A 13,907-nucleotide genomic window follows, 5' to 3' on the forward strand; every position below is an offset into this window, starting at 1 on the left:
CGCGGGCCGTGGCTGCCGTGGTGGTGCCGCGTGGTTGATCACGCGGCACCCCGCGTTCCCGGAGGGCGCGGCCGGGAACCTGAGAGACTCGGACCATGGACGTCACACTCCCCGAACTCCCCTTCTCCCTCCGCACCTACGGCCCCGGCGGGCACTGGTCGTACGAGGACGGCGTGCTCACCGGCTGGGCCGGGCCCCGGCAGGACCGCTTCGTGCCGCCCACCGGTGAAGGACTCGACCCGGCTTCGGACGCGCCGCGGCTGCTCGGCTCGCCGGAGGGCGACTTCCAGCTGATCGCCCGCGTGACGGTCGGCTTCGGGGCGGCCTTCGACGCGGGCGTGCTCTACGTCCACGTCGGGGAGCGGGCCTGGGCGAAGCTGTGTCTGGAGTACTCGCCGGACGTGCCCACCGTCTGCACGGTGGTCACCCGGGGCCACTCCGACGATGCCAACTCCTTCACGGTGGAGGGCAGTTCCGTCTGGCTGCGGGTGAGCCGCACGGATCGGGCCTTCGCCTTCCACGCCTCCCGCGACGGCGAGCGCTGGACCTTCGTCCGCCTCTTCACCCTGGCCGGCGAGAAGGAGACCGGGGCGGCGCTGGTGGGCTTCATGACCCAGTCGCCGATGGGGGAGGGCTGTGTGGTGACGTACGACGGCATCGAGTTCCGGCCGACCTGGCCGCGCGACCTGCGCGACGGCAGCTAGCGAGCGCGCCCGGCCCGGTTCCGCGCCCGGTCCGGTTCCGCGCCCGGTTCGGCCGGTGCGGAACCGGACCGTCCGCGGTCACGTCCTCATCGGCATGATCGAGGACCGTGTGAAGCAAGTGCGCCGGGTGATCAGGACCGCGCTGCCCGCCGAGGCGGCCGTCGTCGCCGAGCTGCACGCCCGGGCCCGGGCGACGTACTACCCGGACGGAATGCCGCAGGACGGCACCGACTGGCTCGCCGCCTGGCGAAGCGCCATCGAGCGCCCCGACGGCCCTGTGCTGTGCGTGGTGCGGGACGGCCGGATCGCGGGCATCGCCTCTTTCCGTACGACCGAGGGCGCACCCGCCGATACGGTCAAGCTCTACCAGTTCCACGTCGATCCCGACCACTGGCGGGCCGGTATCGGAACGGAGCTGCACGCGGCCTGCGTGGAGGAGTGGCAGGCCGACGGGAAGCGCGCGGCGACGCTCGACGTGCATGCCGACAACCTGCGCGCCCAGGCCTTCTACGCCCGCCTGGGCTGGGTCCCCGACCCGGAGAACCCGCCCGCCGAAGGCGATCACCACCTGTATCTGCGGTACGCGGTCACCGGGCCCGTGTCCGGTACCCGGCCCGGAACCGGGTCCGGTTCCCAGCCCGGGGAATGACCCGAGCCGTTTGAACGTTCACACAATGACGTCCCTGGAGGGTGTCCCGTATCCGCACGACCTGGAGAGAGCCGAAGAATGCGCGTCGAAATCTGGAGCGACATCGCGTGTCCCTGGTGTTATGTCGGGAAAGCGCGCTTCGAGAAGGCCTTGGACGCCTTCCCGCACCGGAACGAGGTGGAGGTGGTCCACCGCTCCTTCGAGCTCGACCCGGGCCGCGCCAAGGGCGACATCCAGCCGGTGCTCACGATGCTCACCAAGAAGTACGGCATGAGCGAGGCGCAGGCGCAGGCGGGCGAGGAGAACCTCGGCACGCAGGCCGCCGCCGAGGGCCTCCCGTACCGCACCAGGGACCGCGACCACGGCAACACCTTCGACATGCACCGCCTGCTGCACCTCGCGAAGGCGCGAGGCCGGCAGGACGAGCTGATCGGTCTGTTCTACAAGGCCAACTTCGCCGAGGAGCGGACCGTCTTCGGAGACGACGAGCGGCTCGTTGAACTGGCCGTCGCCGCCGGGCTCGACGCCGACGACGCCCGCGCGGTGCTCGCCGACCCGGCCGCCTACGCCGACGACGTCCGCGCGGACGAGCGCGAGGCCGCCGAGCTGGGCGCGAACGGCGTCCCCTTCTTCGTCCTCGACCGCACGTACGGCGTCTCCGGCGCGCAGCCCGCCGAGGTCTTCGCCCAGGCGCTGGCCCAGGCCTGGGGCGAGCGTCCGCAACTCACGCTGATCCAGGACGAGGGCACCGACGCGGAGGCCTGCGGTCCGGACGGCTGCGCCGTTCCCCAGCACTGAGAAGCGCGGGCCGGGGCCTCGGCGCCGAAAAGACGCAGGTCGGAGCCCATTCATAAGCGCTCCTTGGGGAAAGTGCGTAGAAATCCGCAATGGACTTGGGCATTTTTCGGGCCCACAGTGGTTCCATGGAGACCTTCGAGACTCTCGTCCGTGCCGAGTTCACCCCGAAGAACACCTATCTGAACACCGCGAGCACCGGCCTGCTGCCGGCCCGCACCGTGGCCGCGATGCAGGTCGCCGTGGAGTCCGTGGCCGCTGGGGAGCCCACCGACATGTTCGCGGACGTCGAGGCGGCCCGCTCGTCGTTCGCCCGTCTCGTCGGGGTGCCCGAGCGCCGGGTGGCGGCCGGGGCCTCGGTCGCCGTGTACAGCGGACTGATCGCGGCCTCGCTGCCGCCGGGCGCCGAAGTGCTCACCGCGGAGGCGGACTTCAGCTCCGTCGTGACCCCCTTCCATGTCCGCGGCGACCTCAAGGTCCGCGCGGTACCGCTGGAGCGGATCGCCGAATCCGTGCATTCCGGCACCGCGCTCGTCGCGGTGAGCGCGGTGCAGTCCGCGGACGGCCGGACCGCCGCGCTGGAGGCGATCGGGGAGGCCGCGCGCGAGCACGGCGCCCGTACGTACATCGACGCGTCCCAGGCCGCCGGCTGGCTCCCCCTGCGCGCGGACGCCTACGACTATGTCTCCTCCGTCGCCTTCAAGTGGCTCGTCTGCCCGCGAGGCGTGGCCTTCCTGGTCGTCCCGGAGGACCTCGGCGGACTCACCCCGGTGTTCGCCGGCTGGGTCGCGGGCGAGGTCCCCTGGGACAGCTGTTACGGCCCGGTCGAGGAACTCGCCCATTCCGCACGGCGGTTCGACGAGAGTCCGGCCCTCTTCGCGTACGCCGGTGCCCGGCATTCGCTGGAACTCGTCGAGGAACTGGGCGTGGAGCGGGTGCACGCCCATGACCTCGCGCTCGCCGACCGCTTCCGCACCGGCCTGCGGGAACGGGGCCACGAACCGGTCCCCGCCCCCGGCTCCGCGATCGTCTCCGTGCCCGGACTCGGCCGCCTCCAGCCCGAGTTGAGCCGGGCCGGGGTCGCGGTCTCCGACCGCGCGGGCAATCTGCGGGCGGCGTTCCATCTGTACAACACCCCGGACGACGTCGACCGGCTGCTCGACGTGCTGCCGGGCTGAGCTTTTGCCGCGCGCGGTCCGGCCCTCTGGCGCCGACCGCGGCGGAGCGCTAGGAAGGGCGCCACGAGGTGGTGGTGCGGGTGGAACCGACGCACAGCGACGCCGAGTTGCACCGGCGACTGGTGTACGGCGACGAGTCCGCGCTGGGCGAGGTGTACGCCGCGTACGGCGGGCTGGTCCGGCGGGTCGCCGTGCGGGTCACCCGCAGCCCGGTGGCCGCGGAGGACGTGGCGCAGGAGGTCTTCGCGCAGCTGTGGAGCAGGCCGTACGCCTTCGACGCCCGCCGGGGCACGCTGCGCACCTGGCTGTCCATGCTCGCCCACCGGCGGGCGGTGGACTGGGTGCGCGGTGAGGCCCGGCACCGCAAGGACGCCCACGCCGACGACGCCGCGCTGCACGCCATCCCGGACGCCGCGCCGGGACCCGACGAGACGGTCGTCGACCGCGAGCGCTCACTGCTGCTGCACACCGCGCTCGCCGAACTCCCGCAGCCCCAGCGCGAGGTGGTCCACCTCGCCTACTTCGCGGGCCGCACCTACCGGCAGGCCGCCGTGGAGCTGGGCATTCCGGAGGGCACCGCGAAGACCAGGCTGCGCGCGGCCCTGCGCAGACTCGCCGAGTCCCTCGCCGACCCGCCCGATCCGGCGTGGGAGCGGGGCGCGTGATGGCGGCGAGGGTGCCCTTGGCCGGAAGACGTGTGCGTAGGCTGGACACGGCGGCGCGGGGCGCGGTCGCCGTACCGGACCTGACCCGGAGGAGCGGGGCACGATGAGCACGCACCACGAACGGATGCGGGACCTGCTGGCGGCCTGGGCCGTCGGCTCGCTGACCCCCGCCGACGAGAAGACGGTCCCGCTCCATCTGGCCGAGTGCGAGGCCTGCGCCGCGGAGGCGGAACGGCTGCGCGAGACGGTACGGCTGCTGGACGGCCCGCGGCGCCCGGTCCCGGCGAACGGCACCGCCGACGGCGTCCTCACCCTCGCCCTTCGCTCCCGCCCGCCCGCTCCCCGAGTGGCCCGGCACGCCGCCCCCTACGCCGCCGCGGTCGCCGGACTCGGGTCGCTGCTGCGGGAGGTGGAGGGCGTCGGCCCCTGGGGCACGCCGGTCGTGCACGACTGGGACGTGCACGCCACCGTCGCCCATCTGATCGCGGCGGACGAGCCGTTGGCGCGGAGCCTCGGTCTCGCGGCGCGGCTGCCGGAGCCGGCCGGAGCCGAGGAGACGCCCTGGCAGGACGCCTGGGCCGCCCGGACCGCCGAGGTGATCGCGTACGAGCACCGGCGCCCGCCCGAGGAGACCGTCGCCGCGTGGAGCGTCCAGGCCGGCGCGCTGCTGGCCGCACCGGAGGCGACCGATCCCGAACGGGCCGCGCACGCCATCACGTTGATGGGCGCCCGGCTGCCCGTCGCGGACCATTTCGTCGTGCGGGCCTTCGAGACGTGGATCCACACCGACGACATCGGACGGGCCCTCGGGACGGCCGTGCCCCCGCCGCCGGACCCCCATCTGTGGCAGCTCGTCCGGCTCGCGGTGCGCGTCCTCGGAACGGCCCTCGGTCCCACGGCGCCTCCGGTGCTGTTCGCGGTGGCCGGCGGGGGACCCGACGCGCAGTGGGTGCTCGGCTCCGAGGACGAGCCCGTCCGGGCCGAACTCGTCCTGGAACCTGTCGACTTCTGCCTGCTGGTCGGCGGCCGGTACGCACCCGGCGAGGTGCCCCGGGGGGCGACGGGGGACGACGCCGCGATCGGCGCCGTACTGGAACGGGCCGCGTCACTGGCGTGGCTGTAGGAACCCCGCCGCACGCACCCCGGGAGGAAGCGGGTCAGCGCACCGGGAGGCGGGTCACCGCACCGGTGTGAAGTCCCGCGCCCCGATGAACTCCGGCCTGCGCACGGGGGCCGCGAACGGTTCCACCGCCGCGTTCTCCACACTGTTGAACACGATGAAGACGTTGCTGCGCGGGAACGGGGTGATGTTGTCCCCCGAGCCGTGCATGCAGTTGCAGTCGAACCAGGTCGCCGAACCGGCCCGGCCCGTGAAGAGCTTGATGCCGTGCCGGCCCGCGAGACGGGTGAGCGCCTCGTCCGAGGGCGTACCCGCGTCCTGCATCTGCAGCGACTGCTTGTAGTTGTCCTTCGGGGTGGCCCCCGCACAACCGAGGAACGTCCTGTGCGACCCCGGCATGATCATCAGGCCGCCGTTGGTGTCGTGGTTCTCGGTCAGCGCGATGGAGACGGACACCGTCCGCATGTTCGGCAGACCGTCCTCGGCGTGCCAGGTCTCGAAGTCCGAGTGCCAGTAGAAGCCACTGGCCCCGAATCCCGGCTTGACGTTGATCCGCGACTGGTGGACGTACACGTCGGAGCCGAGGATCTGCCGGGCCCGGCCGACCACGCGCTCGTCGCGCACGAGACGGGCGAAGATCTCGCTGATCCGGTGCACCTCGAAGACGGACCGGATCTCCTGCGTCCTCGGCTCGACGATCGAGCGCTCGTCGGCGCGGACCGCCGGATCGGTGACGAGCCGCTCCAGCTCCTGCCGGTAGACGGCGACCTCGTCCTCGCTGATGAGCTCCTCCACGGAGAGGAAGCCGTCGCGCTCGTACGACTGGAGTTCGGGGACCGGGATCGGGCCGGGCTCGCCCGGCGCGCCCCAGACGACCGGGTCCTGGCGGGGCAGCGCCACTTCGGTGGCGCCTCGGCTGGGGTACAGATCGGTGAGTGTGGTCATCGGTGTGTCACACCTCCTCGGGTTCGGTGAGCAGGGGGTAGACGCCGTTCTCGTCGTGGTCCTCCCGTCCGGTGACGGGCGGGTTGAAGACGCAGACGCAGCGGAAGTCGGTCCGGGGACGCAGGGTGTGGCGCTCGTGGCCGTCCAGCAGATACATCGTCCCGGGCGCGATCCAGTGCTTCTCGCCGGTCTCCTCGTTGGTGAGTTCGGCCTCGCCCTCCACGCAGAGCACGGCCTCGATGTGGTTCGCGTACCACATCCGCGTCTCCGTACCCGCGTACAGGATCGTCTCGTGCAGGGAGAAGCCGACCTTCTCCTCGGCGAGGACGATGCGCTTGCTCTCCCAGGTGCCGGTCGCCGCCTTCACGTGCCGGTCGGTGCCTTCGACATCCTTGAACGAACGGACTATCACGGTGGTGCGATGCCTCTCTCTCGTGCTTCTCGTGTTTCTCGCGCTGCCAGGGTCTCTCGTGCTTCTCGGGCGGCCTGTCAGACGGTCTCGCCGACGGCGCGGGTGAGGGTGCGCAGACCCTCGTCGAGCTCGTCGGGGGTGATGGTGAGCGCGGGCAGCAGTTTCACGACCTCGCTCTCGGGACCGGACGTCTCGATGAGCAGCCCGAGTTCGAAGGCGCGCTGGGCGACGCGTCCGGCGCGGGTCTTGTCCTTGAACTCGATGCCCCAGACGAGCCCGCGGCCCCGGTACTCCTTGATGTCGGCGAGGTTCTCCTCGGTGATGGAGATCAACGCCTGTTCGATCTGCTCGCCGCGGGCGCGGGTCTGCTTCTCCATGGCGGAGCCGTCGGCCCAGTAGGTCTCCAGGGCGGCGGCGGCCGTGACGAACGCCGGGTTGTTGCCGCGGAAGGTGCCGTTGTGCTCGCCCGGCTCCCAGATGTCCAGCTCCGGCTTGAACAGGCAGAGCGACATCGGCAGCCCGTACCCGCTGATGGACTTGGAGACGGTCACGATGTCGGGCACGACGCCCGCCTCCTCGAAGGAGAAGAACGCGCCTGTCCGCCCGCAGCCCATCTGGATGTCGTCGACGATCAGCAGCATGTCGCGGCGCCGGCACAGGTCGGCGAGGGCGCGCAGCCACTCGGGCCGCGCGACGTTGATGCCGCCCTCGCCCTGCACGGTCTCGACGATCACCGCGGCGGGCTGGTTGAGTCCCGAGCCCTGGTCCTCCAGGAGCCGTTCGAACCACAGGAAGTCCGGGACCTGGCCGTCGAAGTAGTTGTCGAACGGCATCGGGGTGCCGTGCACCAGCGGTATGCCGGCGCCGGCCCGCTTGAAGGCGTTGCCGGTCACGGCGAGCGAGCCGAGCGACATCCCGTGGAAGGCGTTGGTGAACGACACGATCGACTCGCGCCCCTTCACCTTCCGCGCCAGCTTCAGCGCGGACTCGACCGCGTTGGTGCCCGTCGGCCCGGGGAACATCACCTTGTACGGCAGGTCGCGCGGCCGCAGCACCAGGTTCTGGAAGGCCTCCAGGAAGCCGCGCTTGGCGGTCGTCGACATGTCGAGCCCGTGGGTGACGCCGTCGCGCTCCAGGTAGTCGATCAGGGCCCGTTTGAGCACGGGGTTGTTGTGCCCGTAGTTCAGTGACCCGGCACCGGCGAAGAAGTCGAGGTACTCGTGGCCGTCCTCGTCGTACATCCGGCTGCCCCGGGCCCGGTCGAAGACGGTGGGCCAGTTGCGGCAGTAGCTGCGCACCTCCGACTCCAGGGTCTCGAAGACGCTGAGGTCCGGCTGGGTGATGGTCACGGCGAATGGCTCCTCTGTGCGTGGGGGGAGGAAGAACGTGGGGGGAGGGGGAGGAAGAACGTGGGGGAGAGTCGTGCGGGAGGACGAGGGTCAGCGGGAGAACGGGCCGATGCGGTACAGCACTTCGGGGTCGTGCGGTCCGTCGGGGAACTGACCCGTCTCGAACAGCACCTCGCGCTCGACGGCCGCGCCATGACGCCGTGCGTACGACGTGAACAGGCGCTCGGAGGCGGTGTTGCCCGGCGTGATGGTCGTCTCGACGACGGACAGCCCGCGCTCGGCCGCCACCCGCGCGGTCAGCCCGTCGAGCAGTCGCGCCGCCAGTCCGCGGCCCCGGTGTGCCGCGTCGACGGCCACCTGCCACACGAGGAGGGTGCGGGGACGCTCGGGGCGCACGTACGCGGTGACGAAACCGACGGGCCGCCCCTCGGCGTCGCGCGCCACCGCCGAGGTGCCGGCGAAGTCACGGCACCACAGCAGATAGCTGTACGACGAGTTCAGGTCGAGGGTTCGGGAGTCCTTGGCGATACGCCAGAGGGCGGCCCCGTCGGCCACCTCCGGACGGTCGATCCGAAGGCCCTCCGGCATTTCCAGGAATTCCGCTGACAGGTCTGTGTGTGCGGCGGTCATGCGGATTGAATTTACCGACGGAAAGTTCAAATTGCATCGTCGGGCGGGGTTACGTATGGCGTACCCGTGTGTTATCACGCGCCCGTGAAGGGTGGCATTGCATGCGACTCTATGGGTGGATTCGCCCGGGAAATACCGCAGAAAGCGGGCGCGTTGTGGAGTGCGTCACGGTGGTGAAATGTGCAGGTGACCTGCCCGAATCGCTTCGTCGATGTTCGCGAAATCTTTGCGTTTAGGTACACGGGGAGCGGGCAGGAGAATGCGGGAAGCTGCGCCGAATAATTCCGCCGAGAATTAAGGGCAGGATAAGTGAATGAAGGGGAGTTCAATTCCCGTCGAATGGGCGCGTCAGAGTTCCGCGCCCCGGCGCCTCGGGGTGCCCAGAGGCGCCGGGGTTCTCCGTCCCGGCAGGCGCTGACGCCTCCGCCGGTCGCCCCGGGGTCAGCCCCAGGCCAGTGCCACGGCCCGGCGCGCCCCTTCGAGATCCACCGGGAAGCCGGACTCGGCCAGCGCCGCGCCCAGGCCCGCGAGGGCGCCGTGGACGACGCCCCGGGTGGCGTCGGGGCCGTAGTGGTTCACGCGGATCATCGACTGCGCGAGAGCGCCGCCCCCCGCGGCGAGCGGCAGCGAGGGGTCCGCGGCCAGCGCCTTGGCGACCACGGCGGACGCGTCCACGTCCTCCGCCACCCGCAGCGTGGTGGCGACGGGCGCCGCGTCGGAGGCCGCGTCGACATAGGGCGCGAGGCCCCCGCCGAGGGCCACGGCTCCCGCCCGGGTGGCCGCGGCGGCCGAGGCGTGACGGGCCATCACCGCGTCGAGACCCTCGCCCTCGATCCGCTCGACGCACGCCTCCAGAGCCAGCATCTCCAGCTGCGCCGGAGCGTGCAGCAGTGTCGTACGGCCTCCGTCGACCCAGCGCTCCTTCCAGTCCAGCAGGGAGAGGTAGGAGCGGCGTGGCGCGCCGGGGTTCGCGGCCATCCGCGCCCACGCCCGCTCGCTCACCGACACCGCCGACACCCCGGCGGGACCGCCCATCGCCTTCTGCGCCCCGATCACGCACAGGTCGACGCCCCAGGCGTCCGGCAGCACCGGCTCGGCGCCGATCGACGCGACGGCGTCCAGGTAGAAGAGCGCGCCGTGCTCCCGTACGACCTCGCCGATCTCCGCCACCGGGTTGGTGTTCCCGGTGGCGGCCTCGGCGTGCACGAGCGACAGGAAGTCGATCGACGGGTGCTCGGCGAAGGCATCGCGGACCTGCTCCGCGGTGACCGCGGTGTGGAAGGGCACCGCCAGATCGATCACGGTCGCCCCGCAGTCCCGCAGCCAGTTCCCGAAGGTCTGGCCGTACGGGCCGGTGATGACGTTCAGGGCGGTGGTGCCGGGACCGGCCGTGCCGCGAATGGCCCCCTCCAAGGGCAGCAGTGCCTCGCCCTGCATGATCACGACGTCCTGCTCGGTGGAGAGCAGCCGGGCGACACGGTCCTCGATCGACGCGAAGCGGGCGGCGCTCAGCGGCGCCAGGTCAAGGAAGGGGTGGGTCACGGTGGTGCTCTCTTCGCTCACGGTGGGGTCGACGATCAGAGCGTAACCGGCGGCCCCCGGCGTACCCGGCCCGGCGAATTCTGAGGCCAGACGGCCCAGCAGCCATCGGATTGATTTGAGCAACCCAAACCTTTCCTTATAATCAGAACCCTCTGTTCCCCCCACAGGAGGTCTCCGTGCACTCGGTCCTCGGACGCCGGTCCCGCATTCTGGCCGCCACCACCGCCACGGCAGGGCTGCTGCTCGTGGCCGGCTGCTCCTCGGACAGCGGCGGCGGCAAGACCACCACCGCGAGCGGGGTCCCGCTGGTCAAGAGCGGTCAGCTCACGACGTGCACCCACCTGCCGTACCCGCCCTTCCAGTCGGAGATCGACGGCAAGGTGCAGGGCTTCGACGTCTCGCTCATCGACCTGGTCGCCAAAAACCTGGGCGTGAAGCAGGCCATCGTCGACACGCCCTTCGAGAACTTCAAGACGGGCGCGTTCCTCAACTCCGAGCAGTGCGACCTCGCCGCCGCCGGTATGACGATCACGGCGGAGCGCAAGAAGAACGTCGACTTCTCCGACCCGTACTTCAACGCCACCCAGGCCGTCCTGGTCGACAAGAACAGCGGCATCAACTCCCTCGCCGACGTCAAGGCGAAGGGCAAGAAGCTCGGTGCCCAGGCGCAGACCACCGGCGAGGACTACGCGAAGAAGCAGGGTTTCGACCCGGTCTCCTTCGAGTCCTCCGACGCGGTCCTCAGCGGGCTGCGCAGCGGTCAGGTGCAGGCCGTGATCATCGACTACCCGGTCGTCCAGGGCTGGCTGAAGGACAAGGCCAACGCCGACGCCTTCAAGGTGGCCGACAACCTGAACACCGGTGAGCAGTACGGCTTCACGGTGAAGAAGGGCAACACCAAGCTCGTCGCCGCCATCAACAAGGCCATCGCGGACGCGAAGGCCGACGGCACGTACAAGAAGCTCTACGAGCAGTGGATCGGCCCGTACGACGCGGCCGCGGCCTCCGCCTCCCCGTCCGCCTCATGAGTGGTGCCGACACACCCCTCCAGCCCCGCAGGTCCGGCCTGAGCCGGCGCCAGAAGCGCTCGCTCGCGCGCGGCGCGCAGTACGCCGTCTTCGTCGCCGTCGTGATCGCCTTCGCGGTCACGGCGGACTGGGGCCGTCTGAAGAACCAGTTCTTCCAGTGGGACCTGGTCAAGCAGATGTTCCCGGAAGTCATCACGCTGGCGCTGAAGAACACCGTCCTCTACACGACGTTCGGTTTCGTCGTCGGACTCGTGCTCGGCATCGTCATCGCCCTGATGCGCCTGTCCTCGGTGGGCCCCTACCGCTGGTTCGCCGGAATCTACATCGAAGTCTTCCGCGGGCTGCCCGCCCTGGTGATCTTCATCTTCGTGGGCGTCGCGGTGCCGCTCGCGTTCCCGGGCACGGAGATCCCCGGCGGAACGTACGGAAAGGTCGCCATCGCGCTCGGTCTGGTGGGCGCCGCCTACATGGCCGAGACCTTCCGCGCGGGCATCCAGGCCGTGCCCAAGGGGCAGATGGAGGCGGCCCGTTCGCTGGGCTTCTCGCATGCGCGGGCCATGGTCTCGATCATCGTCCCGCAGGCGTTCCGGATCATTCTCCCGCCGCTCACCAACGAACTCGTGACCCTCTTCAAGGACTCCTCGCTGGTGCTGTTCCTCGGTGTCACACTGGAGGAGCGCGAACTGTCCAAGTACGGCCGCGACCTGGCGAGCACGACCGCCAACTCCACGCCGATCCTGGTCGCGGGCCTGTGCTACCTGCTCGTCACGATCCCGCTCGGCTTCGTCGTACGGCGTCTCGAATCGAAGTCGGGGGAGGTCTCCAAGTGAGCACACCCGAAATCCAGGTGAAGGACCTGCACAAGTCCTTCGGCGACAACGAGGTCCTGCGCGGCATCGACCTGGAGGTCGCCCGGGGCGAGGTCGTCTGTGTCATCGGCCCGTCCGGCTCCGGCAAGTCGACCCTGCTGCGCTGTGTGAACCTCCTGGAGGAGCCCAGCAAGGGCCAGGTGTTCGTCGGCGGTACGGAGGTCACGCACCCCGACGTCGACATCGACGCCGTACGCCGCCGTATCGGCATGGTCTTCCAGCAGTTCAACCTCTTCCCCCATCTGTCGGTGACCGGGAACCTCACGCTGCCGCAGCGCCGGGTGCTCGGCAGGCACAAGGCGGAGGCGGCCCGGATCGCCGCCGAGAACCTCACCCGGGTGGGCCTCGCGGAGAAGGCCGACGCCTATCCGGCCTCGCTCTCCGGCGGTCAGCAGCAGCGCGTCGCGATCGCCCGCGCGCTCGCGATGGGGCCCGACGTGATGCTCTTCGACGAGCCGACGTCGGCGCTCGACCCCGAACTCGTCGGCGACGTGCTCGCCGTCATGCGGATGCTCGCCGACGAGGGCATGACGATGATGGTCGTCACCCACGAGATGACCTTCGCGCGAGAGGTCGCCGACCGGGTCGTGTTCATGGACGGCGGCGTGATCGTCGAGGAGGGTGTCCCGGCGCAGGTCATCGGCAGTCCGGCCCACGAGCGGACACGGCACTTCCTGTCCAGGCTGCTCGACCCGGCGATGGCGGACGTCGAGGACAGGACACCGGACCGGCCGGACGAGGAGTAGGACGGGGCGGGCGCGGGAGGAGCGGGACCGGGCGGGCGAGGACGGGGAGCCGTCTCAGTAAGGTGCATTCCATGAGCGATCACCCGGTACTGCACGTGAAGGGGCGGGTCCTCGTCGGACCCGACGACGTCCGCGACGAGCTGTGGGTCGTCGGCGGCCGGATCTCCTACGAGCGCCCCGGCGGCGCCCGTGACGCCCGCACCGTCGAGGGCTGGGCACTGCCCGGCCTGGTCGACGCGCACTGCCATGTCGGGCTCGACGCCCACGGCCCGGTCCCGGCGGACGTCTCCGAGAAGCAGGCGCTGACCGACCGCGACGCCGGCACCCTCCTCGTCCGGGACGCCGGCTCTCCCTCCGACACCCGGTGGATCGACGACCGCGACGACCTCCCGAAGATCGTCCGAGCGGGCCGGCACATCGCCCGCACCCGCCGCTACATCCGCAACTACGCCCACGAGATCGAGCCCGAGGACCTCGTCGCGTACGTCGCCCAGGAGGCCCGGCGCGGCGACGGCTGGGTCAAGCTCGTGGGGGACTGGCTCGACCGCGGCACCGGCGACCTGAGCGCCTGCTGGCCGCGCGAGGCCGTCGAGGCGGCGATCGCCGAGGCGCACCGGCTCGGCGCCCGGGTCACCGCGCACTGCTTCGCCGAGGACTCGCTCCGCGACCTGGTCGAGGCGGGCATCGACTGCATCGAGCACGCCACCGGCCTCACCGAGGACACCGTCCCGCTCTTCGCCGAGCGCGGTGTCGCCATCGTCCCCACTCTCGTGAACATCGCCACCTTCCCGCACCTCGCGGCCGGCGGCGAGGCCAAGTTCCCGCAGTGGTCGGCGCACATGCGACGCCTGCACGAGCGCCGCTACGACACCGTGCGCGCCGCGTACGACGCCGGAATCCCGGTCTACGTCGGCACCGACGCGGGCGGCTCCCTCGCGCACGGGCTCGTCGCGGCCGAGGTCGCCGAACTCGTCACCGCGGGCATCCCGCCCGTCGAGGCGCTCTCCGCCACCGCCTGGGGCGCCCGGCGCTGGCTCGGGCGGCCCGGCCTCGACGAGGGGGCGCCCGCTGACCTCGTGGTCTACGAGGGGGACCCGCGCGCGGACGTACGGGTCCTGGCGGCTCCGCGACGGGTGGTTCTCAACGGGCGGATCGTCGGCTGACACGTCCCACCCGGCTCGCGCGGCGGACACGGCTGATACCGGCCACGCGGCCGACATGCGCTTGGTTGACGGAGCGTGACGACCGGGATGGCGTGCTCGTTACGCACCTCCG

Annotated in this window: 15 protein-coding genes; 10 read left to right on the top strand and 5 right to left on the bottom strand. The window is 71.0% G+C overall.

The annotated features are described in order from the left end of the window. Window positions 1-95 precede the first annotated feature (95 nt). From ACZ4N5_RS34470 to ACZ4N5_RS34495, 6 genes are all read left to right on the top strand, one after another. Window positions 96-704, top strand: a complete 609-nt coding sequence (locus ACZ4N5_RS34470; RefSeq protein WP_467760968.1) for a DUF1349 domain-containing protein — start codon at window positions 96-98, stop codon at window positions 702-704. 94 nt (window positions 705-798) lie between these two features. After that, window positions 799-1,353 (top strand): GNAT family N-acetyltransferase, encoded by a 555-nt coding sequence (locus ACZ4N5_RS34475; protein WP_467761056.1) that lies wholly within the window; start codon window positions 799-801, stop codon window positions 1,351-1,353. A gap of 78 nt (window positions 1,354-1,431) precedes the next feature. Continuing rightward, window positions 1,432-2,151 carry a DsbA family oxidoreductase gene (locus ACZ4N5_RS34480; RefSeq protein ID WP_467760969.1) on the top strand — a complete coding sequence of 240 codons (720 nt, stop codon included), beginning with the start codon at window positions 1,432-1,434 and terminating at the stop codon, window positions 2,149-2,151. A gap of 125 nt (window positions 2,152-2,276) precedes the next feature. Next, the gene (locus ACZ4N5_RS34485) at window positions 2,277-3,326 is read left to right on the top strand and encodes an aminotransferase class V-fold PLP-dependent enzyme (protein WP_467760970.1); all 1,050 of its coding nucleotides are present in this window, start codon (window positions 2,277-2,279) and stop codon (window positions 3,324-3,326) included. A gap of 68 nt (window positions 3,327-3,394) precedes the next feature. After that, window positions 3,395-3,991: an RNA polymerase sigma factor gene (locus ACZ4N5_RS34490; RefSeq protein ID WP_467760971.1), complete on the top strand. Its 597-nt coding sequence runs from the start codon at window positions 3,395-3,397 to the stop codon at window positions 3,989-3,991. A gap of 103 nt (window positions 3,992-4,094) precedes the next feature. After that, on the top strand, window positions 4,095-5,114 hold the full coding sequence (locus tag ACZ4N5_RS34495; protein WP_467760972.1) for a maleylpyruvate isomerase family mycothiol-dependent enzyme: 1,020 nt from the start codon (window positions 4,095-4,097) through the stop codon (window positions 5,112-5,114). Window positions 5,115-5,168: 54 nt separating this feature from the next. Here the strand turns inward: ACZ4N5_RS34495 and thpD are convergent, their stop codons facing one another. From thpD to ACZ4N5_RS34520, 5 genes are all read right to left on the bottom strand, one after another. Next, complete coding sequence (gene thpD, locus ACZ4N5_RS34500) at window positions 5,169-6,056, bottom strand: ectoine hydroxylase (RefSeq protein ID WP_467760973.1); 888 nt, start codon at window positions 6,054-6,056, stop codon at window positions 5,169-5,171. 7 nt (window positions 6,057-6,063) lie between these two features. Continuing rightward, window positions 6,064-6,468, bottom strand: coding sequence for an ectoine synthase (locus ACZ4N5_RS34505; protein ID WP_467760974.1), 405 nt, complete (start codon window positions 6,466-6,468; stop codon window positions 6,064-6,066). Between the two features lie 77 nt (window positions 6,469-6,545). After that, a complete protein-coding gene (gene ectB, locus ACZ4N5_RS34510) occupies window positions 6,546-7,817 on the bottom strand; it encodes a diaminobutyrate--2-oxoglutarate transaminase (protein ID WP_467760975.1) in 1,272 nt (423 codons plus the stop codon). A gap of 90 nt (window positions 7,818-7,907) precedes the next feature. After that, on the bottom strand, window positions 7,908-8,447 hold the full coding sequence (gene ectA, locus ACZ4N5_RS34515) for a diaminobutyrate acetyltransferase (RefSeq protein WP_467760976.1): 540 nt from the start codon (window positions 8,445-8,447) through the stop codon (window positions 7,908-7,910). 441 nt (window positions 8,448-8,888) lie between these two features. Beyond that, the gene (locus ACZ4N5_RS34520; RefSeq protein ID WP_467761057.1) at window positions 8,889-9,989 is read right to left on the bottom strand and encodes a pyridoxal-phosphate-dependent aminotransferase family protein; all 1,101 of its coding nucleotides are present in this window, start codon (window positions 9,987-9,989) and stop codon (window positions 8,889-8,891) included. 176 nt (window positions 9,990-10,165) lie between these two features. Here ACZ4N5_RS34520 and ACZ4N5_RS34525 point away from each other — a divergent pair, with 176 nt between their 5' ends. The 4 genes from ACZ4N5_RS34525 to ACZ4N5_RS34540 all read left to right on the top strand — a co-directional run bounded on the left by ACZ4N5_RS34525 (window position 10,166) and on the right by ACZ4N5_RS34540 (window position 13,795). Then, window positions 10,166-11,017 carry a transporter substrate-binding domain-containing protein gene (locus ACZ4N5_RS34525; protein WP_467760977.1) on the top strand — a complete coding sequence of 284 codons (852 nt, stop codon included), beginning with the start codon at window positions 10,166-10,168 and terminating at the stop codon, window positions 11,015-11,017. Beyond that, window positions 11,014-11,847, top strand: a complete 834-nt coding sequence (locus ACZ4N5_RS34530; protein WP_467760978.1) for an amino acid ABC transporter permease — start codon at window positions 11,014-11,016, stop codon at window positions 11,845-11,847. Before ACZ4N5_RS34525 ends, ACZ4N5_RS34530 begins: the two co-directional genes overlap by 4 nt. Then, complete coding sequence (locus ACZ4N5_RS34535) at window positions 11,844-12,632, top strand: amino acid ABC transporter ATP-binding protein (RefSeq protein WP_467760979.1); 789 nt, start codon at window positions 11,844-11,846, stop codon at window positions 12,630-12,632. The genes ACZ4N5_RS34530 and ACZ4N5_RS34535 overlap by 4 nt, the downstream gene beginning before the upstream one ends. A 71-nt stretch (window positions 12,633-12,703) precedes the next feature. Beyond that, the gene (locus ACZ4N5_RS34540; protein WP_467760980.1) at window positions 12,704-13,795 is read left to right on the top strand and encodes an amidohydrolase family protein; all 1,092 of its coding nucleotides are present in this window, start codon (window positions 12,704-12,706) and stop codon (window positions 13,793-13,795) included. The last annotated feature ends 112 nt before the right edge of the window (window positions 13,796-13,907 follow it).

Source organism: Streptomyces sp. NPDC026500 (assembly GCF_055567635.1).

Excerpts from the sequence above, each read along its gene's own strand:
- ACZ4N5_RS34470 (WP_467760968.1), top strand. The coding sequence starts at position 96 with ATGGACGTCACACTCCCCGAACTCCCCTTCTCCCTCCGCACCTACGGC.
- ACZ4N5_RS34475 (WP_467761056.1), top strand. The coding sequence starts at position 799 with ATGATCGAGGACCGTGTGAAGCAAGTGCGCCGGGTGATCAGGACCGCG.
- ACZ4N5_RS34480 (WP_467760969.1), top strand. The coding sequence starts at position 1,432 with ATGCGCGTCGAAATCTGGAGCGACATCGCGTGTCCCTGGTGTTATGTC.
- ACZ4N5_RS34485 (WP_467760970.1), top strand. The coding sequence starts at position 2,277 with ATGGAGACCTTCGAGACTCTCGTCCGTGCCGAGTTCACCCCGAAGAAC.
- ACZ4N5_RS34495 (WP_467760972.1), top strand. The coding sequence starts at position 4,095 with ATGAGCACGCACCACGAACGGATGCGGGACCTGCTGGCGGCCTGGGCC.
- thpD (WP_467760973.1), bottom strand. The coding sequence starts at position 6,056 with ATGACCACACTCACCGATCTGTACCCCAGCCGAGGCGCCACCGAAGTG.
- ectA (WP_467760976.1), bottom strand. The coding sequence starts at position 8,447 with ATGACCGCCGCACACACAGACCTGTCAGCGGAATTCCTGGAAATGCCG.
- ACZ4N5_RS34530 (WP_467760978.1), top strand. The coding sequence starts at position 11,014 with ATGAGTGGTGCCGACACACCCCTCCAGCCCCGCAGGTCCGGCCTGAGC.
- ACZ4N5_RS34540 (WP_467760980.1), top strand. The coding sequence starts at position 12,704 with ATGAGCGATCACCCGGTACTGCACGTGAAGGGGCGGGTCCTCGTCGGA.